Genomic DNA, 22525 nt, shown 5'->3' with positions numbered 1-22525 from the left:
CGTCTCTTCGATCCTCACTCGACCGCTGCGCCCGATACCTCTTTCCGGTCCAACAAGGCGGTCGCGATGTTTCGTTCGATCTTCTCGTTGGCGGCATTCAAGACGAAGTCGCGCGCGTTGCGGATAGCGTTACGGATGGCGCGGGCGCTGGAACTCCCGTGTGCGATCATCACCACTCCGCGCACGCCAAGAAGCGGCGCGCCGCCGATCTCAGCATAATCCAATTGGCGCTTGATCCGACGGAATGCCGGACGCGCCAGCATCGCGCCCGTCCGCGTGATGACCGAAGCGCTCAGTTCGCGCCGAATCAGCGCGATCATCATCTCAGAGAGGCCCTCGGAGAGTTTCAACATCACGTTGCCGGTGAAACCATCCGTGATGATGATATCGACCGCGCCAGTGAACACGTCGCGCCCTTCGACGTTACCGACGAAGTTGATCTGTTCGAGCTCGCGCAAGAGCGCGAAAGCCTCTTTGGTCAGTTCGTTGCCCTTGACCTCTTCCTCGCCGATGCTCATCAGCCCCACTGTTGGGCGTTCGATCCCGAGCACGGCACGCGCATAGGCATCCCCCATGATGGCAAATTGCGCGAGGTGCGTGGGCTTGCAGTCGGAGTTTGCGCCAACGTCCAACAACAAGGTCGGGCGACCGGCCCGCGTCGGGATCAAAGCTGCCAGAGCCGGGCGGTCCACTCCGGGCAACGTTCCCAGAACCATCATGGCCGTCGCCATCGCCGCGCCCGTATTTCCCGCCGTCACGAATCCGTCGGCGTGACCTTCAGCGACAAGTTTGATGGCGACCCGCAGAGAACTCCTCTTTTTGCGCCTCACCGCGATCGCCGCGGGCTCATCCATGCGCACGACTTCCGGCGCCTCGACGATCTCGATGCCGCGATCGCCTTGATGATGCCACCCGCAACGCCTCAACTCCGGTTCGAGTTTGTCGGGCTGCCCGACGAGAGCGATCCTCACGCCGAGGTCGCGCGCGGCGGCCAGCGCGCCGTCGATCTCCGCTTGCGGCGCGTGATCGCCACCCATCGCATCCAACGCAATTCGAACCATTATCGCGTTTCAGCCCGCGCTGGGCTAAAACTCTTGCCCGACGCGCAGGACCACTCGCCCCTTATAGTAGCCACACTTCAAACACACGCGATGCGGTAAGCGCGGCTCTTGACAGTTCGGACAGAGCGAGAGATTGGGCGCCCGAAGGGCGTCGTGCGCCCGCCGTTTGTTGCGCCTCGATTTCGAATGGCGTCGTTTCGGATTCGGCATAAGCCCTCCACTACTACGAGTAAAATAGCCTTGGATTTTAACCGAAGCAGCCGCGAACCCGCGACTGCTCGAAATCGCACGCGAATTTGGCTTTGAAGATCCGGCACCGCCGTCGAGGCTTACTCCCCGTCCGCCTCCTTCTTCCTCTTCCATGCGGCGAGCGCGGCCCAGCGCGGATCGATCTCCGCCGCTTCACACTGACAATCGCCGAGATTAAGATCCGCGCCGCACCGCGGACACAGGCCACGACACTCCTCGCGACACAGGCGACGCATGGGGAGCGCGAGCAAGAACTGCTCGCGGACCAGTTCATCCAAATCGACCTCGCCGCCGCTAAAGACCGATTGCGCCATCTCATCGGCGCTCAGTTCGAGATCCTCCGCCGTGGCATCATCCTCTTCAGGTACATACGAGACGTCGATCTCGGTTTCGACGAGCGTCTCGAACTCGCGCAAACAACGATCGCACAGCGCGGCGACGCGCGCCGTCAACCGACCCTGGAGGAGCACCTCGCGACCTTTGCGCCAAATCCTACCGTGTACCGTCGCCGGCGCGATCAACCGTATGCGCTCAGCCTCGAACGAGAGCGCTTCTGGCGCATAATCCTGCCGAAAAGATGTGCCCTCGATGGTGAGTCTCTCGACCTCGAACCTCATCTTTCCGCTCACCTTAATCGCAGAACATTCACCAGAGGCACAAAAGGAGCAATTATAATGGTCACCGCGAGAGTGTCAATCTTGGACGCGGAGGGGCCAGCCCCTTTTGGCTTCTGACAAACGCGCGCAAAGTTTACGATCTTTTGGTGAGAAGAGCGCTCAACTCCGCCCGCAAACGCGCGACTTCTTTCGAGAGAGCTTCCACCCTGCTCTCCAAAACCGAGAGACGAGCTAAGAGATATTCGTCACGCGCAGCCAGTTCCTCTTCCTCAAAGCGGAGAGCCGCCGGACGCGAGATGAGCATCAGACGCATCCCGCATCTTGAGCAGTACTCCTCGCCCGAAGGGTTCCGCGCCAAACATAGCTGGCAGTAGATTTTCTCCGTCGTCAGCATGGCACTAGAGAACCATAGAAAGCGTCCCCATCAGGTGGAAAAAAGAGATTCAGCGCCATTCGGCGCCCGCGAGACCGGCTCTCAGTACTCGTAAAAGCCGCGCCCGGTCTTACGGCCTAACCATCCCGCATCTACATAACGTTTGAGCAATGGACAGGGGCGATACTTCGGATCGCCAAACTCCTCGTATAGAACGTTGAGGATCGCCAAACAGACATCCAAACCGATCAGATCGGCCAACGCGAGTGGGCCCATCGGATGGTTCATGCCGAGCTTCATGATGCCATCGATCGCCTCGCGCGTCGCGACGCCCTCTTGCAAGGCGAAGATCGCCTCGTTGATCATCGGCATCAGGACGCGATTCGACACGAAACCGGGCGAATCGCGACATTCGAGCGGCGTCTTGCCCAGCCTTTCGGCCAACAGGCGCGTGCGCTCGACGGTCTCATCGGAAGTCGCCAAGCCGCGCACGATCTCGACTAGCTTCATCACGGGGACGGGATTCATGAAATGCATCCCGACGACCCTGTCCGAACGGCGCGTCGCCGCGCCCAATTTGGTGATCGGGATCGAAGAGGTGTTCGAAGCGAGGATCGCTTCAGGTCGCACCACTTGATCCAATGTGCGGAAGACTTCCGCTTTGACCTCAGCATCTTCGCTGACAGCCTCGATGACGAAATCGGCCTCGGCGAACGCGCTCCATTCGATCGCCCGCTCGATGCGTCCGATGATCGCGCGCTTCTCGTCCACGCTCAAACGCCCTTTATCAACATCACGCTGCAAGTTCTGCTCGATCGCAGCTAGGCCGCGCTCGAGATGCTCCTCTTTCACATCGCGCAAACGGACACGGTAACCGGCGCGCGCCGCCACTTGCGCGATCCCACTGCCCATCGTCCCGGCTCCGACGACGCCGATCGTTTCGATCTTCTCTTCCATTTAATCTCTCCCGCTCGTGATCGAGATTCGGCTCAGCTTCGCCAATCGGGCGGCCTTTGCTCCTCCAGCCTCTGCTCCTCTTGCCATAGGGATTGCGCCGGCGGCCTCAAATTCAAGCGTTGTGCGCTATTTTGCGAGTAAAGCGCCCTGCCCTCTTCGCCGAGGAGGAACCAAAAGGTGTAGATGGCCAGAGCCGTGCCGAAAGGGATATTCAGCGCCGCCACCGCTCCGGCGATGAGCGCAATCGTGCGCGCCCATCCCTTCCTCTTCAACAACCCGATCCCAGCGGCAAGCGACAATCCCGTAACCGATAGGCCGAGCAAAACGACGAACGCCATTAAGGCGAAGAGGAGCCAGGCGACCGCTGGAGCCTCCGGATCATGACTGATCAAGCCGAGGACGAGCGCAAAGTAGAATGCGACAAGGCTCAAAAGCACGAAGCTCACGCCGCCGTAAACTGTATGCGCGATCCCGAGCAATCTGTTGTGTTCCTGTGCCGTCATAAGCCAGCTCCTCTGCGAACATCTTTCGATAAGGCCTCGCTCGCGAATCGATGGATCAACGGAAAGCTCGACTTTGCCGCTTCTGGCCCAGTTGAGAGATCATTTGTCACCTTTCGACCTGACTCTTGAAACCAATCGACTGTTTCCTGGTCCAGCAATTGAGAGACTTTGTCACCTTTCGACGGCCATCGCCACGGCGTTGCCTCCGCCCAAACACAGGGCCGCGATGCCGCGCCGCGCGCCGCTTCGTCGCATCTCGTAAAGCAGTGTGGTGAGCACGCGCGCTCCCGAATTACCGATCGCGTGGCCCAGCGCGACCGCTCCGCCGTTGACGTTGACGCGCTTCGGATCGAGTCCCAACTCGCGCATGATGGCGACTAGCTGTACGGAGAAAGCCTCGTTGATTTCAAACAGATCGACTTCGCTCAAAGCCCAACCGGCCTTCTGCAACACGCGCCGAATCGCCTCGACCGGGGCCATCATCACCATCTTCGGCTCGACTCCGGACGAAGCGTAAGCGACGATGCGCGCCATCGGCTCCACGCCAAGCGCACGCGCCCGTTCGAACGAAGTGACGACCAGAGCCGAAGCGCCGTCGTTGACGCCGGGCGCATTGCCCGCCGTCACCGTGCCGCCCTCTTTGAATGCCGGCTTGAGCTTGGCCAAAGCTTCGAGCGAAGTATCTTCGCGCACCGGCTCATCCGTATCGAAGATGATGGGCGCGCCCTTCTTTTGCGGAATTTCGATGGGGAGAATTTCGTCCTTGAATTTTCCGGCTCTGATCGCGGCGACCGCTTTGCGATGCGAATTGAGCGCGTATTCATCCTGCTCCTGACGACTGATCCGATAAAGCTCGGCGACGACTTCGCCCGTGTTCCCCATGTGGTAGTTTTCAAATGCACACCACAATCCATCGTGGATCATCGCGTCAATGAGCGTCCCGTGCCCCATGCGATACCCTTCGCGCGCTTTCGGCAGAAGATACGGCGCGTTCGACATCGACTCCATCCCACCAGCGACGATCACCGCGGCATCGCCCGACCTGATGCTCTGCGCCGCCAACATCACGGCCTTCAGCCCCGACCCGCAAACCTTGTTGACCGTGAAGGCCGAAACAGTGTGCGGCAAGCCGCCTTTGAGCGCGGCTTGGCGCGCCGGATTCTGGCCCAGACCGGCTTGAATGACACACCCCATGATCACTTCGTCGATATCTTCAGGCTTAACGCCCGCACGTCGCACGGCTTCGCGCACGACCATCGCCCCGAGATCGGTCGCCGAGAAATCTTTCAGCGCCCCCAAGAACTTCCCCGTTGGCGTGCGCACAGCACTGATGATGACCGCCTCGTTTCCCTCAAGCATCTTCCTCTCCTTGAAACTTTATTCCCCAAAGCGACGATTCGCCAGAATCTTTCAACCGCTCAGGACAGATTATACGCCGCCACGATGGGTCACAAGCAAGTTGAAGGTGACTATTCGTGATTTTAGGATGAAACATCGAAGAATCCGTGATGGGCCCGGACTTCAACAATAGCGGCGACATCGGGTTATAATCTCGACGACACATGCGCGTTTGGTACAGTCCACACTACTACGCGAACATCGGCGAAAACCATGTCTTTCCAATGCGCAAATTCGCGCTCGTGCGCGAGCGCCTGTTGCGCGAAGGCACGCTACATTTGGAAGAGATCGCCGAATCCCGACCGGTCGCACTGGAAGATGTCCTTCTGGTGCATACAGAGGATTACATCACGCGCCTTCGCGCTGGCACTTTGACCGAACGCGAGCTTCGCCGCCTCGGGTTACCCTGGTCGAAGGCCTTGGTGCGCCGCTCGCTGCTTGCCGCTGGGGGCACATTATCCGCTGCGCGCTGGGCGCTAGCACACGGCGTCGGTTCGAACTTAGCGGGCGGCACGCACCACGCCTTTGCCGATCGCGGCGAAGGATTTTGCGTCCTGAACGATGTGGCGATCGCGATCCGCGCGCTGCAGCGCGAGCGCCTCATCGAACGCGCCGCAGTGATCGACTTGGACGTTCATCAAGGCAACGGGACGGCGACGATCTTCGCCGACGACCCGCGCGTCTTCACCTTCTCGATCCATGGGGCGAAGAACTATCCGCTCTTCAAGGCGCACTCGACGCTCGATATCGCATTGTCTGATGGCGTGCGCGATGCGGAATATCTCGACACGCTGCAGGAGAGTTTGCCGCAAGTCTTCGCCCACGCCCCCGATATCGTCTTCTATTTGGCGGGGGCCGATCCATATCGCGATGACAAACTGGGGCGACTCGCCCTGACCATTGAAGGGTTGCGCGCGCGCGATGAGATCGTGTTAAGGGAATGCCGACAGCGGAAGATACCTATCGTGACGGTGATGGCCGGAGGTTATGCGAAAGAGCTTGGCGATACGGTCGAGATACATTGCAACACGATCCGCGCGGTTCGCGCTATATTCGAGACGATGAACGCTCCCGTTGCGCAACCCACGGACCGCTCTGTAGCGGATTCAGAGCATATGCCGTCGGAGCGATAGGTCACTTGGCGATGTTCAAATGGCTCAAACGCATCCTCATCTTTTCGCTGCTGGCGATCCTTCTTTGGATCGCGGCTGAGGCTTCGCTTTACTACTATTGGGTCCGGCAATTGCGCGACCACAATCCGCAGACGACCGCGCTCATCGAGCAGCGCGCGCGCGAAGCGCGCGCCCGCGGCGAGGAACCGAAACGCTTTCAACAATGGGTTCCGCTCAGCCGCATCTCCGTCAACCTGCAACGCGCGGTGATCGCCGGCGAGGATCACAACTTTGCCACCCATAACGGGTTCGACTACGAGGCGATTCGCCGGGCGTGGGAAGAGGCGCAACGCGAGGCCGAACGTGAAGCGCGCGCCGAAGGCGATCAGGACCCGACGGATTGGATCCCGCCTTTGCCCGCTTTCAAGCGCGGGGCTTCGACCATCACGCAACAGCTCGCCAAGAACCTCTTCCTTTCGACGGAACGCTCCTTCTTGCGTAAAGCGCGCGAAGCCTTCATCACGATCCTCCTCGAGCACGAGCTATCAAAACGACGCATCCTCGAACTCTACCTGAACGTGATCGAATGGGGCGACGGCATCTACGGCGCAGAGGCGGCTTCGCAATACTATTTCAAAAAGTCGGCGGCGGATCTGACTCCGCGCGAAGCGGCATTCCTCGCGGCCATCATTCCGAACCCGATCACGGTCTTCAATCCGCAGAAGAATCCGCGCCGCGTCGCGCGAAGGCAAAGGATCATTTTGCGCTACATGTCGAGCGTGAAACTTCCCGCTGAGCGAGAGGAGAGAAGCGCGTCGCGACCGACAGCGTTCGGGCCGCTGATGTGCGCCGCGCGCAATCTCATCCCTCAATCATCGGCGAGCGCAGCGCGGATTTGCTGGACCACATAAGCTTGCTGTTCTGCGGTCAATTCGGCGTAGATGGGCAAGGCCAGAGTCTCGCGCGCGGCCTTTTCCGCTTCCGGGAACGCGCCCTCGTGATACCGCAAAGCTCCGAAACATTCCTGCAAATGCAACGGCACGGGATAATAGATTTCCACACCCACGTCATGGTTTCTCAGCGCAGCCACCACCGCATCTCTTCCGCCCGGCACGCGAATCACATATTGATTGAAGACGTGATACGCCCCCTCACGCACATAGGGAAGGCCGATTCGATCGAGCAACTCGGCTTCGCTGAACAACTCCCGGTAACGTTCGGCGTTACGGCGCCGCTTCGCCGTCCACTCATCCAGATGCTTCAGCTTCACGCGCAAAATGGCCGCCTGCAATTCATCGAGTCGGCTGTTGATCCCAACGTACTTGTGGCGGTACTTATCTTCCGCCCCATGCGCGCGCAGCATACGCAGACGTCGCGCGAGCGCTTCATCGTCGGTCACGACCATCCCGCCATCGCCCATCCCACCCAAATTCTTCGTCGGATAGAAACTGAAACAGCCAATCGATCCGATCGCCCCAGCCCTTCGCCCCCGGTCCTCAGCCCCGATCGCCTGCGCCGCATCTTCGATGACATGAAGACCATAACGCGCACAGATCTTCAGGATCGGTTCCATCTCCGCGCATTGACCGAATAAATGCACGGGGATGATCGCGCGCGTCCTCTTGGTGATAGCCGCTTCGATTGCTCCCGGATCGATGTTGTAAGTGAGCGGGTCTATATCAACGAAGACGGGGCGCGCGCCCAACCGGACGATCGCGCTTGCCGTCGCAAAGAACGTGTAAGGCGTCGTGATGACCTCGTCGCCTGGCCCGATCTCGAGCGCCATCAACGCTAGCAGAAGCGCATCCGATCCCGAAGCGCAACCTATCGCATGAGCGACGCCGAGTCGCTGGGCGATCTCGCCCTCGAGCGCGCTGACTTCCGGTCCGAGGATGAAACGTTGCGAAGAGATAACCCGCTCGATCGCAACGAGCAATTCCTCGCGCAGAGGCTCATGTTGCGCCGCGAGATCGAGCAATGGGACAGCGACCTTCCTACCGATCTTCGCCATCATGAATGCACCTTAACGGAGCCTCACCGGTTGGCCGCCCGAAGCGATGGAGGTCTGCGCCGCCTCCAGCAAACGCACAACGCGCAGACCAGCTTCGCCATCGGTCAGCGGGCGCCGCTTTTCGCCGATCGCGCTCAAGAACTCCGCGCAGACGTGTTTCAGCGCCTCGGTCGAATCGAGTTTCGGCACCCATACGTCGCCCGTGCGATAGCTGACTAGCGTTTGGTAGGCCGTCTCCTTATCCCCGTTCACTTCGCGCGTGACGCCTTTGTCATAAACGCGGACCTTCTCGGTCGGTTCGATATCGTCATAGACGATCATGCGGCGGCTTCCGGCGATCAGCGTCCGACGGATCTTCACCGGCGACAGCCAATTGAAATGGAAATGAGCGATGAACGAATCGTCGAAACGGAGCATGACGTAAGCTATATTCTCGATACCCTGTTCGATATGGCAGCTGCCGTTGGCGACGACGGCGAGCGGATCGCGCCCGACGACGTAATCCATGATCGAAAGATCGTGCGGCGCAAGATCCCAAACGACGTTGACATCGGTCTGAAAGATGCCGAGATTGATGCGCACCGAATCGAAATAAAGCAACTCGCCGAGTTCGCCGCGTTCGACGATCTCTTTGATCTTACGGACCGCGCCCGTGTAAACGAAAGTGTGGTCCACCATCAGGACCAAACCGCCGCGCTCAGCTAGCCCGATTAGATCTTCGGCTTCGCGCACGCTCGTGGTGAAAGGTTTCTCGACGAGGACGTGCTTCCCGGCGCGCAAAGCCGCACGCGCGAACTCGTAATGCGTGGCGACGGGCGTCGCGATGGCTACGGCATCGAGTCGCGCATCGGCCAGCAACTCGCCATAATCTCGCGTCCGGCGAGCGAACGGATAGCGACGCCCGACCATCTCCAAACGGCGCGCATCGCGGTCGCAAATCCAACTTAGCTCCGCCGCCTCGTTCTCAACGAAGTTGCGAATCAGATTCGGCCCCCAGTAACCGCATCCGATGACGCCGACTGTGATCCTGCGACTCAAGGTCTTCTCCTTCCATCAGCATTCGCCCCACACGCGGAAGAGAGGCGATGGCGCTCCGTCATCGCGAAAAATTCGCGGCAGACTTCGGCCACGCGCGCGATCTGCTCCGCGGTCAACTCGGGATAGATCGGCAACGAGAGGACCCTTTCGGCCTGTCTTTCCGCCTCGGGGAAATCGCCGCGGCGGTGACCAAGAGAACGATATGCGGGCTGAAGATGGATCGGCACCGGATAGTGGATGCCGGTCTGCACGCCGGCTTCAGTCAACGCCGCGCGCAGCGCGTCACGCGCTTCCGATTGCACCACGTAAAGATGATAGACGTGATAAGCATAGGGCATCTCTTTCGGCAGGATGAGCGGCGTGCCTTGTAAAAGTTCTCCATACAAAGCCGCGTGCGCGCGCCTCAGTTCATTCCACTGGTCCAGATAGCGAAGTTTGACGGAGAGGACGGCGCCTTGAATTCCTTCCATGCGAAGGTTGTAACCGATCAGTTCGTGATGGTACTTTCGCTCCGATCCGTGATCGCGTAACATCGCGACTCGCCGGGCGATTTCAGCATCATCGGTCAACACAGCTCCGCCTTCGCCGAAAGCGCCGAGATTCTTTCCCGGATAGAAACTGAAACAACTGACGACGCCGAACGAACCGACCTTCTTTCCCCGGTAACGCGCGCCATGAGCTTGCGCCGCATCTTCGATGACCAGAAGACCGTATCGCTTCCCCAACTCCAAAATTGGATCGAGATCAGCCGGTTGACCGTAAAGATGGACCGGGATGATGGCGCGCGTGCGCGCATTGATGGCCGCTTCGATCTTTCCGACGTCGATCGTGTATGCGGCGGGGTCGGCATCGACGAAGACGGGGCGCGCGCCGACGTTTGAGACGGCTTCGGCGGTCGCAAAGAAAGTGTTTGCCGGGACGATGACCTCATCGCCCGGTCCGATCCCCAGTGCGATCAGCGCAAGCTGCAAGGCAGCCGTTCCGCTGCTCACCCCGACGCAGAATCGCGCGCCGATATACGCGGCGAATTCACGCTCGAACCTTTCGACCTCGCGGCCCAGGATGAACGACGAGTTTTCGATCACCCGCGCGATCGCCTCATCTATCTCGCTTTTGAGCGCCAGATGCTGCGCGCGCAAATCGACGAACGGGATATTCATAATCGTCCGCGTCAGCGTTCCTCTCGCTCTGTGCCGATCGCCCCCACGATCCACCTTATTATGAGCCTTCTATTTCATCCTCGAGGAAGCGGAGCAGCCGCGCCGGCACGCCTGCCACGATCGCTCCGGCGGGAACGTCTTTCGTCACCACCGCGCCCGCGCCGATGATCGCGCGAGCGCCTATCTCAATTCCGGCGAGGATCGTCGCCCCGCTCCCGATCGAAGCCCCGCGTCGCACTATTGTTGGCACAACGGTCCAATCCGCTTCGGTCTGCAATCGTCCGTCGGCGCGTGTCGCCCGCGGATAGATGTCATTGATGAAGATGACGCCGTGCCCGATGAAGACTTCGTCTTCGATCGTCACGCCCTCACAGATGAAACTGTGGCTGGAGATTTTACAACGCCGCCCGACGCGCGCGTTCTTTTGGATTTCGACGAACGAGCCGATGCGCGTCTCATCGCCGATCTCGCAACCGTAGAGGTTGACGAAGTTGTAGATGCGCACATCGCGCCCTAATCGCACATCGTCAGCGATACAGCAGAACTCTCCCCGCATCAGTGCGCTCCGCGTTCCGCCGCCCCTTCCGGCAGATCGCGTTCATCCTCTTCCTCATCGTAGTAGGCGGCGTAGTAATTGGCGTAATACTGATAATCGTGGGCATCGAGTTTGACGTTATTGAGCACTACGCCGATGATGTGCGCGCCGACATCCTGCAGCAGTTTCTTAGCGCGCCGCACGATCGCCCGCGAACTGTGCCCACCATGCACGACGAGCACCACGCCATCGACCATCGTCGAAAGGATGGCCGCATCGGTGAACGACACCGCTGGCGGCGAATCGATGATGACGTGAGCGAAACGCGCGCTCGCCTCATCGATGAGGCGTCGCATCTCTTCCGAACTGAGGAGTTCAGCCGGACTCGGCGGGACCGGTCCAGAGGTCATGATCTTCAAATTCGGCAACGGCGCGTATGTCTGCATGAGCGCATCGAGATTGCGCTCCCCGGCAAGATAGTTCGCCACCCCTTTCGCGTTGGCCAGATTGAAGTGCACGTGAACGCGCGGACGACGCAGATCGCAATCCAGCAGAAGCACTTCGGCTCCCATCTGGGCCAGCATCATCGCCATATTCACAGCGGTCGTCGTCTTGCCTTCGGAAGGTTGGCTCGAGGTGAGCAACACGGTGCGCGGCGGTTGTCCCGCGGTGGAGAGCAGAAGCTGCGTCCGCAGATGGCGATACGCCTCCGTGATCGGCGAGCGCACATCGGAGATGAGGGCGAGCGCGGTCTTCTCCGCAACCCCTTCCGGTTCCGACGCCTTGCCCTTCAAAAGCAATCGCTCGGTCCGCGGCGCCGGGATCAAGGCGAGCGTCGGCAGATGCAGATAACGCTCGACATCCTCGGCGGACTTCAAAGTATCGTCCAGATAATCGAGCAGGAAGGCCAGGCCGATGCCCGCTCCGAGCGCAACCAACAACGCGATCAGGATGTTGCGCAAACGCTTCGGTCCCACAGGTTCGCGCGGCACGCGCGCTGGAGTTGCGACTGTGATGTTGTTTGCGCGGTCATTGGAAGTGATCTCCAGCTCCTTCTGGCGCTGAAAGAGCGTGTTGTAGAACTGCTTGTTCGTTTCGAGCTCTTGCGTGATGCGGCTCAACTCGATTTCGGCTTGGTTCTGCTCGTTGGCCGCGGCCGCTTCCTGATAGTAGGCTTGTTTCAATTTGTTCTCGCGCGCGAGCGCCGCCTCATACCGCGATCTCATCGCCTTGATCACTTCATACGGCGCTTTGTCGAGATCTTGTTTGAGGCGCTTGATCTGCTCATCGACTTTCTTGACTTCGGGCCACTCGGGCGTGTACTGGACCAAGAGCGCAGCCCGTTTCTCTTCGAGTTCGCCTATCCGATCGCGCAACTTCTGGATGCGCTGATCGCTCTGAACTTCCGGCACCGACCAGATATCCGTCTCCCTTTGAGCCGCCTCATAGGCCGATTGCAGATTCTTGCGCTCGTTTTCGGCTTCGAGAAGCTGGCCGCTCAAAGTCGCCAAACGCTCGAGCGTCAGGTTCTGTCCCTTGGCTTGGCCGAGCGGCAGATTGTGACTGCGCAGGTAGTTGATGCGCGCCTCCTCGCCCTGACGGATCTTCAGTTGCAGTTCAGCGATCTGTTTGGCGAGCAGGACGGAAGCTCGCTGCGCGCCCTGCGTTTCGCGTTCGAGGTTGTTATAGATGAAGACATCGGCGATGGTATTGGCGACCTTGGCCGCCATCTCCGGGTCGGAGTGTTGGAACTTGATGTTGACGAGGTTCGTCTTTTCGACCGGTTCGACCGTGATCCCGGCCAATATCGCCTCTTCGTAAGGCTCGAGTTTGGCGAGCTGCTCCGGAGTCAGATTCTCCGCATCGACCTCACTATCGGTCACGACTTGGAGCTTCCCTTGTTCGTTCTCCTCCTTCTTCCGGCGGGAGAGGATGCGCCTTAAGGATGAGGTGAGGCTGGGGCCCGCTTGCCCGCTCAAGAACGCCGGATTGTTCGGCAGATCGAGCGTGAGCGCCACTTGCCGCGCAAGCTGCGGGTTCTGAAGCAGCTTTATCTGCGTGCTCCAGTAATTCGGATCGTTCGGCACGGAGACGACCTGCACATCGCCCTTGGTCTGCAGCACGCTTCGCCGCGGCTCGATGTCGATCGTCACCATCGCTTCGTAGACGTTCGGTTGGCGGTACATGTAGATCGCGACGAGCGAGGTGACGGCGAGCGCGAGGCTCAAGATCAACCAGCGGCGTTTGTAAACGATGGCCCAATACTCGCGCAGGTGAGCCTGTTCGATGAAGGTCGCGGGCTGCCCCAAAGTCAGGTCATGCAGCGGGCGATCGAGCTGCTGCTCCGTCTGCGAAAGGGGAAGCAATCTGTTATCTTGCATGACTCCTCACCTCTTTTGATCGAGACGAATCTCCACGGTCGGGGCACAAGCTGAAAATGATATCAAAGACGAACGGAAGGACAAGCTTTCGCCGGATGAATTTTTCACGCCGGAGCGGATCAGCCCTAAGAGGTCGATGACCTCCCTATCGGCTGATCGTTTCACGGATGAACCTTCTGAGCGCGTCGTGCCATTCCGGCAAAGGCTCGAGTCCGATCGCCTCTGAAAGCAAACAACGCAAACGCGAGTTGCGCGGGCGAGCCGCCGGACGATGTAACTCGGCGAAACTGACGCTCTCGATCTTCGCTTCGATCCCGGCCAATTCGAGAGCCGCGCGCGCGAACTCTTCATAATTCGCTCCCCCACCAGCGTTCACGACGTGGTAGATCCCCGGCAGATCGAGCGCCGCCAACTGGCGCAAACGTTGGGCTAGATCGCGCGCATAGGTCGGCGTCCCCCAAGAATCCCGGATGGTTTTAAGGGTCGCGCCGCACGCGGCAGACCCCACGATTCTGCTCAAAAAATTCCTGCCGCCCACGCCGAAGATCCAACCCGTGCGGACGACGATCGTTCGCGCGCACGCTTGCATCGCACGCCGTTCACCTTCGAGCTTGGCGCGTGCATATACGCTTAAAGGGTTCGGATCATCCCGCTGCGTGTAGAATCCGTCCTTCTCGCCGTCGAAGACGTAATCGGTCGAGATCGTCACCAGAAGCGCGCCCACTTTGCGACATTGGCGCGCAAGGATCTCCGGTCCCCAAGCGTTGACGCGGAAAGCGCGGTCAGGATCGAACTCGCAACCGTCGACATCGGTCCAAGCCGCGCAGTTGATCACCGCTTCGGGGCGCACGCTAGCCAAACATCGGGCGACTGCGTTTTCGTCCGAAATATCGAGTCCCCGTCGTTCGAACGCCACCAGTTCATCGCCAAGCGCCCGGCAGTGGTCCACGACCGCGCGCCCGACCATCCCGCCAGCCCCGGTGATCAAGACCTTCAAGGCGTCCCTCCGTAAATCTCAACCGGCTTTGATCTCCATGCCATACTGGCGCGCGTAGTATTCACGATACGCGCCGCTACGCGCGCGCTCGACCCATTCTTGATTCTCCACATACCAACGAATCGTCTTTTCGAGCCCGCTCTCCCAAGTCTCACGAGGCCGCCACGCCAGTTCAGTTTCGACCTTGGTCGGATCAATTGCGTAGCGGCGATCATGACCGGGCCGGTCTTTGACGAATTTGATCAGCGAACGAGGTTTCCCCAAAGCCTCGAGGATCGCTTCGACCACTTCGAGATTGCGCCGCTCGTTGCGCGCCCCGATGTTGTAGATCTCTCCAGAACGTCCCCGTTGCAGAACTCGCAAGATGGCGCGGCAGTGATCGTCAACGTAGATCCAATCGCGCACGTTCTGCCCATCACCGTAAACCGGTATCGGCTCATCGCTCATCGCGTTGGCGATGGCAAGCGGGATGAGCTTTTCGGGGAACTGCCGCGGACCGTAGTTATTGCCGCAACGTGTGATGACCGTATCGAGACCGAAGGTGTGGTGCGCTGCGCGCACGAGATGCTCGGCGGCGGCCTTCGATGCGGCGTATGGGCTATTCGGCGCGTAAGGCGACGCTTCGGTGAAGAAGGCCCGCTCATCCTCCGGCAAACTGCCCATGACCTCGTCCGTGCTGACCTGCAAGAACCTCTGCACGCCGCGCGCGCGCGCCGCGTCGAGCAGCACCTGCGTGCCGATGACGTTGGTCCGCAAGAACTCATCCGCCGAGGCGATGCTTCGATCGACGTGCGATTCCGCCGCGAAATTGACGATGGCGTCGGTATCAGGCTCGAGCGCTCCGATGACCGCTGCGCGATCGGCTATATCGCCGCGAATGAAACGGTGTCGCCGCCCGTCTAGGCCGATGAGATTGTCGGGATTGCCCGCATAGGTGAGCGCGTCGAAATTGACGATCTCGCATTCGGGCAGCTCTTCGAGCGCCACCCTGATGAAGGCGGAACCGATGAACCCGGCGCCACCCGTTACAAAAAGCTTCTTCATTCTTCCAAACCCTTCGATGAGGATCCAAACTCTCGGCGTTTGAGTATAGCGGGCAATGTCGGAACTGGCAAAAGCGCGTTTTCCAATGGCTTCCGATTACAAATCCTATTGAAGCGAAGAACGAATGTGGCTAGGATAGTAACCATGCAAGAGGAACTGTTGGGAACGATCAAAGGACCGGGCGAAAAGCCGCACGAATACCTGTTCATTACGACTGACAATGCGCGGGCGCGGATAGGCGAATTCGTCTATTACCTTGCGCGCGAGGGCAGCGAGGAGCGGCGCATCCTCGGGCACATCACGGCGCGTCGGCTCGTGCGCAATCTTCCCGACTCGTTTCTCTCCGATCCAGAGATCTCGCCGCTCATCGTCTCCTCACTCATCGGTTTGGATGAAGAGGGCTGCGAGATCTACGAGATCACGGTCGAAACGATCGGCTACTTCAACGAGCGTTTGGGCGATTTCGTCAATCCGCGCATTCCACCCAATCCTGGCGATCCCGTCTTCCTCGCTTCCTCTGAAATGCTCGCGGCGGTCCTTTCGCCGCGGAAGAGGGGCGAACGCGGCTCGGCCTATATCGGGAGTCTGCTGACGCGCGAAGTGGGCGACGTGCCGATCATCCTTTCGGTCAAAGACCTCGTTTCGACTCACTTGGCCGTCCTCGCTTCGACCGGCGCCGGGAAGTCCTACACGGCGGGCGTGCTCATCGAAGAGCTGATGATGCCCTATAATCGCGCTGCCGTCCTGATCGTCGATCCCCACGGCGAATATGATACGCTTCGTTCGATCGCTCAAGACCCGCGCTTTCGCGGCGAGGACGGATACCAGCCGGAAGTCAAGATATACACTCACGACCGGATAAAGGTTCGTTTCTCGACGCTCACCGAAGCCGATATTCAATATCTCCTGCCTGAAGGCGCTTCGGATAAGATGCTCCATTTTCTATCGCAAGCCTATCGCCAGCTCGTCAACAGCCCGCAGGGCCGAAACAGGCTGTGGGGGTATCACGATCTGCGCGACGCCGTTCTGGCCCAGAAATATGAGGGCAACGAACGCAGCGAATCGAGCAATGCGAATTCGATCGATGGCCTGCTGTGGCGCTTGGATTCGCGTTTCGATAAACCGCGTTGCATCTTCTCCGATACGGATCATATTCCGCTGCGCGAGCTTTTCCGCCCCGGACAGTGCACCGTGTTGCAGCTTTCCGATATCGAGCAGCAAGAACAACAGGTGATCGTCGCCACCTTGCTGCGCCGCGTAAATAAGGCGCGCATGATGACCGTGCGCGGCGAGGTGACTGATCGCCAAAGCGACAATTACCTTCCCTATCCGGTCTTCACGCTGCTCGAAGAGGCTCACCGCTTCGCGCCAGCTGGCAGAGCCGTCGTTTCGACGAAGATCCTTCAGGAGATACTCTCTGAAGGGCGCAAGTTCGGCGTCGGGATAGGGCTGATCACCCAACGTCCCTGCAAGCTCGATCAAGACGTCCTATCGCAATGCATGACGCAGATCATTATGCGCATCGTCAATCCGTTCGATCAAGATACGGTGGCGGAATCGGTTGAAAGCGCAGGGAGACAACTTCTCGCCGAGCTTCCGGCCCTCAGCAAGGGACAAGCGGTAATCAGCGGCGTCAGCGTCAACACTCCGGTCATATGCCGCGTGCGCACCCGCTACACGCAACACGGCGGCGAGACGTTTGACGCTCCAGCCGAATGGGCCAACTATTACACAGATTCGGCTCAACGCGCGCGCGAAGAGGAAGAGGCGATCCTCGTCAAACCTTCTACCAATAGACTGAAGATCCGAGGTCTAGACGTTTGATCGCATCACGAGACGGCGGGAAGATGGCGCCGGAGCCTTTGACAACTTAGACTCTTCTTGTCGGAAAGCAACCAATGCACTATCACTTGATCGGGATTTGCGGCACGGCGATGGCCTCGCTCGCCGGCATGCTTCACGCGCGCGGCCATCGCGTCACGGGATCGGACCAGAACGTTTATCCCCCGATGTCCACCATGCTGGAGAGTCTGGGGATCGAGATCAAACAAGGCTACGACGCAGCCAATCTCGAACCGACGCCGGATTGTGTGGTCATCGGCAACGCGCTCTCGCGCGGCAACCCGGAAGTCGAAGAGACTCTGAACCGCAAACTCTTCTACCGTTCGCAAGCGGAAACGGTCAAAGAGGAGTTCATCCGCGGACGTCGCTCTCTTGTCGTCGCCGGCACGCACGGCAAAACGACGACGACGAGCCTTGCGGCTTGGGTCATGGAGTGCGGCGGGCTCGCCCCGAGTTTTCTGATCGGCGGCATCGCGCAGAATTTCGGGTCGAGTTTTCGCGTCACAGATAGCCCTTACTTCATCATCGAAGGCGATGAATACGATACGGCCTTCTTCGACAAAGGGCCGAAGTTCATGCACTATTTGCCCGAACTCGCCATCGTCGGGAACATCGAGTACGATCACGCCGACATCTATCCCAACTTGGACGCCGTCAAACTCGCCTTCCGCCGTTTGATGAATCTGGTCCCGGGTAACGGGCGGTTGATCGCAGGATGGGACAGTCCACACGTGCGCGAAGTGGTCCGAAGCTTCGGCGGCAAGCTTTTTACGCAACTTGAGACATTCGGCACCAGCGACGATGCGCGCTGGCAAGCGCGCGATATCCGGTTCGATGGCGAAGGGACGATTTTCCGCGTCTTCCGCGATGGGCGCGAATGGGCGCAATTTCGCACGCCGCTCGTCGGCGCGTTCAACGTGCGCAACTGCTTGGCCGTGATCATCGCCGCCGATGCGTGGGGCATTGAGCGCGAGGCGATCGCCGAAGCTCTGGCCACCTTCAAAAGCGTCGCACGCCGCATGCAAGTGCGCGGCACGGAGCGCGGCGTAACCGTGATTGACGATTTCGCCCATCACCCAACGGCGGTGCGCGAAACGCTGGCCGCGCTGCGCGCCAAATATCCGGATCGCCGACTCGTCGCGATCTTCGAACCGCGGTCATGGTCATCGCGACTTGCGGTCTTTCAGCACGAGTATGAAGAGGCCTTCTCCGCAGCCGATTACGTCATCATCGCGAACATCTTCGACGCGGACAGAGTCGCTCAATTGGGACAACCGCTCGATACGCATGAACTGGCCAGAAAGATCACCGAGCGCGGCAAACCCGCTTTCTGCATCTCAGGCGTTGACGAAATCATCCGCCACATCCTGCCGGAGTTGAAGGAGGGTGACGTGGTCGCCATCATGTCGAATGGCGGATTCGGCGGCATCCATGATCGGCTCTTAAAGGCATTGCGCGATCATCGCGATTGATCAATCGAACGTTCGTTCGAACATCCTCGGGAAAAGAGGTCGAGGCAGATTGAACTCAAGCTCGGCAGGCGATCACTCGCTACGCTCGCGCGATGCAGCGCTGGATAGCTACGATTGAACTCAAGCTAGGCGATCACCCGCGCGCCGTGACTTCCTTTCGCCGCTGGAGTTTGCGCCACAGCTTCCGGCTCATCTCCGTTCCCGGCGCGATCCCCTCAGATAAGACGCGCGCCACCTTTTCGGGCAGGACCACCGGCGCGGCTTTCGCCAAAGCGCGCACGAGCGGGATCACATCTCCGCGCCCATGCCAGTGTTCGCGAATCACCCGTTCGTCCGTCTTGGTGAGCAAACGCAGCAGCGTCAGAGCGATCAGGTAAGCATCGTCTACTTGACCGAGAAACGGGATGAAGTCCGGCAAAAAATCGAGCGGCGTGATCGCGTAGATGAAGGCTGCGGCGAAAAGCGCCCGTTCCGCTTTCGGCACGCGCCGATCCGCCATCAGTTCGCCCGATAGACGCACCAGATTGGGAAAGAAAAGGAGCAACTCTTTGAGCCGTCTCTTCGCTTCGCGCTTTCGCATCGCCCGCCCCTCGTTTGAACGCAAGCTTAAATTAACCGATCCTTTGATCGTGATTTTACCAGAATCCGAACCACAACGCGCCGAAATCTTCTGGAACGATCCGGGGCAGTTACTTCAACCACTCATCGGAGATATGCGATTCGACGACGACGGGAACCGACTTGATGAACTCTTCCCCGGCTTTCTGCATGGCTCGCTGCACGCGAATGGAGATCTCTTCCGCTTGCTCCACATCGGCTTCGACGACGATCTCGTCATGAACGATGTTGACGATCTTCGCCGTCGTCGCGCTTAGATCCTCATGCAGCAAGCGCAATGCGCGTTTCAATATGTCGGCGCTCGATCCTTGAACGGGCATGTTCTTGCCGTTACGCTCGATGAGCGCCACAGCGCGCCGATCTTCGGGATCGAAGTTGAAACGCGCGCGCCTGCCAATCATCGTGCGCGCCTCGCGTTCGCGCACGGCGCGCCGCCCAGCTTCTTTGAGCCAAGCGTCAAGAGCTGGGTAAGCGGCAAAATACCGTCGCATCGCCTCCTCCGCCTCTTTTTCCGATAAACCAGTCATCAACGCGAAACGCGGCGCACCGATGCCGTAAACGACGCCGAAGTTCAAACGTTTGGCGAAAGAGCGTTGTTCGGCGCTGACCTCTTCCGGCGCGATGCCGAAGACCTGCGCGGCAGTCGCACGATGTAGATCGGCTCCGGACTGGAAAGCGGCGATGAAGTTCCGATCCTGCGAATACTCGGCTAAGATGCGCAACTCTATTTGCGAAAAGTCGCATGTGATCAACTTTCTGCCTTCGGGCGCGCGGAAACATCGCCGATATGCGGTCGTGTGCGGGATCTGTTGAATGTTCGGCGAAGTACAGGCGTAACGTCCAGTGGGCGCGCCGATCTGATGAAAATCGGCGTGGATCCGGCCCGTCACCGGATGGATCGAGTCGAGTATGTTCTGCCCATAGCTGGTGATCGCCTTTTGCACCGTGCGGTATTCGAGCAGTTTGGCGATGACCGGATATTTCGCCGCGAGCGGCTGCAAACGCCAGTTGCGCGTCGAATCGGGCATGGGGATTCCCAAGCGACGGAGAGCTTCGGTCAATTGCGCGTGCGAGTCGAGATTCACCTCCGCGCGCGCGCCAGCAAAGAGCATCCCTTGAGACGATCCTGCGGCGAGCATCTCTTGTAACTCAGCCGCGATACGCGCCCGTTCCTGCTCGACGTTAACCATCTGTTCGCGCCAACGCTCTTTGTCGAGATAGAAACCGGCAAGCTCGATCGCCGCCGTGACGGGCACGCACTCGAACTCGAGCCGCGCACATTGAACGAGCCCATCGGCCTTCAACCGCTCGATCATCCTCTCGCGCAGGCGAACAAGCAATGCCACATCGCGCGCGGCATAGAGAAGCTGCGCTTCGCTCAACTCCCCGCTCCAATCGCTTCCGCGCTCGGTCTTGTCCACATTCTCGCCGAGATAGCGCATCATCACGGCGTCAAGGTTGTGCCTTTCCTCGACCCCGGCGGAGAGCAACTGACTTGCCAAGTATGTATCAAAGACCGTTCCGGGCTCGACGCCGAGATGGCGCCGCACCCACTTGATGTCGAACTTGGCGTTGTGCGCGATCTTGACTGGGCGATCCGAGGCGAGCAACTGCCGCAGCGGCTCGAGGTCCGCGCGCTCGGCGGGATGTTCGCCGAACTTGTCCAGATCGATGACATAGACCTCCTCCAGCGTCGCAAGCTGGACCAACCGCAAACGCCCGCGATATGGATCGAGATCGGTCGTCTCCGTATCGAATCCTATCGCCGGTTGAGTTTGCAGCCGCTCAACCGCACGTCGCAGCTCCTCTTCATCCGTGATGAGCTTGTACTCGTTTGACATCGCATCACTTTGCGCCGATCAAGTAGACGACCGGTTCATCGCCGACGACGCGCGCCGCATGAACCGTTCCGGCTGGCAAGAAGTCCCTATCGCCTGCGCGCAAGATGTACTCTTCGCCGCCGACTTCGAGCGCGATGGCGCCGCTGATGACCCAGTGCGATTGATCTTCCGGATGCGCGTGCGGCGCATAGACTCTGCCGGGCGGATCGCTCCACTCGAAAACGCTGTACCCCTCCGCTTCCATCCTACGCTTCAGCTCTCGCGCATCTGGCTTACCCGTTCCGCTCCATCGCTCGACCCGCATAAGACCACCTCGCCATTCTGGAAGACCGTCTATGAAAGCTAATGATACGAGTTCAGAACCGGGACAGCCAACCCTCGATTGGTACGAGAGGCTGGCTGATTCGCTCGATGCGGTCACGAAAGCTTCAATTCAAGACCTTTCGCCTGAATTCGGCATTCCAAGCAGACGAGGATGCCACTCCTCGAGCCGCTCCCGCGCGCGTTGGGCCAGATGAGTGCGCGGATCAAGTTCAATCGCCTTCTCATAAGCCTCACGCGCGGCGGCCTCATCCTCACGCTTTTCATGAAGTTTAGCCAAGTGAAAGTATGCCGACTGGCTTTTGTTATCGAGTTCGAGCGCGCGCTTGATCGCCGCTTCAGCTTTACCCAAAATCCCTTTGTCGAGAAATGCAACGCCGAGATTGAGCCAGTACGAAGAGACCCACGGCGCGCGGCGCGTCGCAAGCTCGAACCGCTCGATGGCCAAATCGAGCGCTCCGCTCCGATAGAACGTAACGCCGAGTTGGTTATGCTCAAAACCACGCGCCCTTCGTCTTCTCGCCACCACCGTCCTCCGCTCGCTAACGAGACTCATCTCTACGCACGATTTTTCCGGGCTTGTTCTTCCAAAAGCGCGATCAACCGCCGCAAAAGCGTTTCGAGGCGATCCGCCTTCGCTTCGATATATTTGGCGAACTCTGGTTCCAGTTCGCCAGCGGCGCGCAATGCACAAGGCCTCAGTTCGCCGATGCTGACAACCCTCACGTGCAAACGCCCCAAGAACGCGCGAATGGTGCTTTCCGCGTACGGCGGCAACTCAAACTCATCCGCGACGTTTTCGATCTCGCGCCGCATCGAAGCTACAAGCTCAAAAATCTCCGCGACTGGCGGAATTCGATCGATGTAAACCGTCAAACGCGCCGGAAAAGCCTCTTTCCCCGCGTCCTTCTCGAAAGCGATCAGATCTCGTTCGAGGTTCCGCAGGATGACGCCGATATGCAGCTTATGTGCCTCGCTTATCTCCATCGCTCAGC

General features: G+C 59.4%; 23 protein-coding genes. 4 read left to right on the top strand and 19 right to left on the bottom strand.

Features of this window, described 5'->3' with window-relative positions; all coding sequences use genetic code 11:
• Window positions 1-14: 14 nt before the first annotated feature.
• The 7 genes from plsX to PYK22_RS10370 form a co-directional block, all read right to left on the bottom strand.
• Window positions 15-1061, bottom strand: a complete 1047-nt coding sequence (plsX, locus tag PYK22_RS10400) for a phosphate acyltransferase PlsX (protein WP_060635558.1) — start codon at window positions 1059-1061, stop codon at window positions 15-17.
• 24 nt (window positions 1062-1085) lie between these two features.
• The gene (gene rpmF, locus PYK22_RS10395) at window positions 1086-1271 is read right to left on the bottom strand and encodes a 50S ribosomal protein L32 (RefSeq protein ID WP_041976946.1); all 186 of its coding nucleotides are present in this window, start codon (window positions 1269-1271) and stop codon (window positions 1086-1088) included.
• A gap of 119 nt (window positions 1272-1390) precedes the next feature.
• Complete coding sequence (locus tag PYK22_RS10390) at window positions 1391-1927, bottom strand: YceD family protein (RefSeq protein ID WP_060635557.1); 537 nt, start codon at window positions 1925-1927, stop codon at window positions 1391-1393.
• A gap of 133 nt (window positions 1928-2060) precedes the next feature.
• A complete protein-coding gene (locus PYK22_RS17765) occupies window positions 2061-2321 on the bottom strand; it encodes a hypothetical protein (RefSeq protein ID WP_041976943.1) in 261 nt (86 codons plus the stop codon).
• An 81-nt stretch (window positions 2322-2402) separates the two neighbouring features.
• Window positions 2403-3257: a 3-hydroxybutyryl-CoA dehydrogenase gene (locus tag PYK22_RS10380; protein WP_041976941.1), complete on the bottom strand. Its 855-nt coding sequence runs from the start codon at window positions 3255-3257 to the stop codon at window positions 2403-2405.
• 32 nt (window positions 3258-3289) lie between these two features.
• Complete coding sequence (locus PYK22_RS10375) at window positions 3290-3760, bottom strand: hypothetical protein (protein WP_060635556.1); 471 nt, start codon at window positions 3758-3760, stop codon at window positions 3290-3292.
• A gap of 171 nt (window positions 3761-3931) precedes the next feature.
• Window positions 3932-5119 (bottom strand): acetyl-CoA C-acetyltransferase, encoded by a 1188-nt coding sequence (locus tag PYK22_RS10370; RefSeq protein WP_041976939.1) that lies wholly within the window; start codon window positions 5117-5119, stop codon window positions 3932-3934.
• 203 nt (window positions 5120-5322) lie between these two features.
• On the opposite strand from PYK22_RS10370, the gene PYK22_RS10365 reads away from it, so the two are divergent.
• Window positions 5323-6291 carry a histone deacetylase family protein gene (locus tag PYK22_RS10365; RefSeq protein ID WP_083437776.1) on the top strand — a complete coding sequence of 323 codons (969 nt, stop codon included), beginning with the start codon at window positions 5323-5325 and terminating at the stop codon, window positions 6289-6291.
• 11 nt (window positions 6292-6302) lie between these two features.
• Entirely contained in the window at window positions 6303-7181 is an 879-nt protein-coding gene (locus tag PYK22_RS10360) for a transglycosylase domain-containing protein (RefSeq protein ID WP_060635555.1), read from the top strand.
• Here PYK22_RS10360 and PYK22_RS10355 read toward each other — a convergent pair.
• The 7 genes from PYK22_RS10355 to rfbB form a co-directional block, all read right to left on the bottom strand.
• Window positions 7139-8281, bottom strand: coding sequence for a DegT/DnrJ/EryC1/StrS family aminotransferase (locus PYK22_RS10355; protein WP_041977301.1), 1143 nt, complete (start codon window positions 8279-8281; stop codon window positions 7139-7141). The two genes, PYK22_RS10360 and PYK22_RS10355, sit on opposite strands and share 43 nt — an antisense overlap.
• Before the next feature lie 12 nt (window positions 8282-8293).
• Window positions 8294-9319 (bottom strand): Gfo/Idh/MocA family protein, encoded by a 1026-nt coding sequence (locus tag PYK22_RS10350; protein ID WP_041976938.1) that lies wholly within the window; start codon window positions 9317-9319, stop codon window positions 8294-8296.
• Complete coding sequence (locus PYK22_RS10345) at window positions 9316-10479, bottom strand: DegT/DnrJ/EryC1/StrS family aminotransferase (RefSeq protein WP_041976934.1); 1164 nt, start codon at window positions 10477-10479, stop codon at window positions 9316-9318. Before PYK22_RS10345 ends, PYK22_RS10350 begins: the two co-directional genes overlap by 4 nt.
• A 58-nt stretch (window positions 10480-10537) precedes the next feature.
• A complete protein-coding gene (locus PYK22_RS18235; protein ID WP_041976931.1) occupies window positions 10538-11035 on the bottom strand; it encodes an acyltransferase in 498 nt (165 codons plus the stop codon).
• A complete protein-coding gene (locus PYK22_RS10335) occupies window positions 11035-13395 on the bottom strand; it encodes a GumC family protein (RefSeq protein WP_041976930.1) in 2361 nt (786 codons plus the stop codon). The genes PYK22_RS18235 and PYK22_RS10335 overlap by 1 nt, the downstream gene beginning before the upstream one ends.
• Before the next feature lie 145 nt (window positions 13396-13540).
• Window positions 13541-14392, bottom strand: coding sequence for a dTDP-4-dehydrorhamnose reductase (rfbD, locus tag PYK22_RS10330; RefSeq protein ID WP_041976927.1), 852 nt, complete (start codon window positions 14390-14392; stop codon window positions 13541-13543).
• A gap of 18 nt (window positions 14393-14410) precedes the next feature.
• A complete protein-coding gene (rfbB, locus tag PYK22_RS10325) occupies window positions 14411-15436 on the bottom strand; it encodes a dTDP-glucose 4,6-dehydratase (protein WP_041976925.1) in 1026 nt (341 codons plus the stop codon).
• Window positions 15437-15580: 144 nt separating this feature from the next.
• Here rfbB and PYK22_RS10320 point away from each other — a divergent pair, with 144 nt between their 5' ends.
• Window positions 15581-17260 carry an ATP-binding protein gene (locus PYK22_RS10320; RefSeq protein ID WP_041976923.1) on the top strand — a complete coding sequence of 560 codons (1680 nt, stop codon included), beginning with the start codon at window positions 15581-15583 and terminating at the stop codon, window positions 17258-17260.
• 74 nt (window positions 17261-17334) lie between these two features.
• The gene (gene mpl, locus PYK22_RS10315) at window positions 17335-18750 is read left to right on the top strand and encodes a UDP-N-acetylmuramate:L-alanyl-gamma-D-glutamyl-meso-diaminopimelate ligase (RefSeq protein WP_041976920.1); all 1416 of its coding nucleotides are present in this window, start codon (window positions 17335-17337) and stop codon (window positions 18748-18750) included.
• Window positions 18751-18883: 133 nt separating this feature from the next.
• Here mpl and PYK22_RS10310 read toward each other — a convergent pair whose 3' ends face one another.
• The 5 genes from PYK22_RS10310 to PYK22_RS10290 all read right to left on the bottom strand — a co-directional run bounded on the left by PYK22_RS10310 (window position 18884) and on the right by PYK22_RS10290 (window position 22517).
• Window positions 18884-19330: a YkvA family protein gene (locus tag PYK22_RS10310; protein WP_041976916.1), complete on the bottom strand. Its 447-nt coding sequence runs from the start codon at window positions 19328-19330 to the stop codon at window positions 18884-18886.
• A gap of 109 nt (window positions 19331-19439) precedes the next feature.
• Complete coding sequence (locus PYK22_RS10305) at window positions 19440-21209, bottom strand: DNA polymerase (protein WP_041976915.1); 1770 nt, start codon at window positions 21207-21209, stop codon at window positions 19440-19442.
• Between the two features lie 4 nt (window positions 21210-21213).
• The gene (locus PYK22_RS10300) at window positions 21214-21453 is read right to left on the bottom strand and encodes a cupin domain-containing protein (RefSeq protein ID WP_157770825.1); all 240 of its coding nucleotides are present in this window, start codon (window positions 21451-21453) and stop codon (window positions 21214-21216) included.
• A 189-nt stretch (window positions 21454-21642) separates the two neighbouring features.
• Window positions 21643-22086 (bottom strand): tetratricopeptide repeat protein, encoded by a 444-nt coding sequence (locus tag PYK22_RS10295; protein WP_041976910.1) that lies wholly within the window; start codon window positions 22084-22086, stop codon window positions 21643-21645.
• A 2-nt stretch (window positions 22087-22088) separates the two neighbouring features.
• Window positions 22089-22517 (bottom strand): hypothetical protein, encoded by a 429-nt coding sequence (locus tag PYK22_RS10290; protein ID WP_041976907.1) that lies wholly within the window; start codon window positions 22515-22517, stop codon window positions 22089-22091.
• Between the last annotated feature and the right edge of the window lie 8 nt (window positions 22518-22525).

It is taken from the genome of Pyrinomonas methylaliphatogenes, from assembly GCF_000820845.2.
GTDB lineage: Bacteria > Acidobacteriota > Blastocatellia > Pyrinomonadales > Pyrinomonadaceae > Pyrinomonas > Pyrinomonas methylaliphatogenes.
Note: the sequence above shows the minus strand (reverse complement) of the source record. Positions and strands in the feature narration are given on the sequence as shown.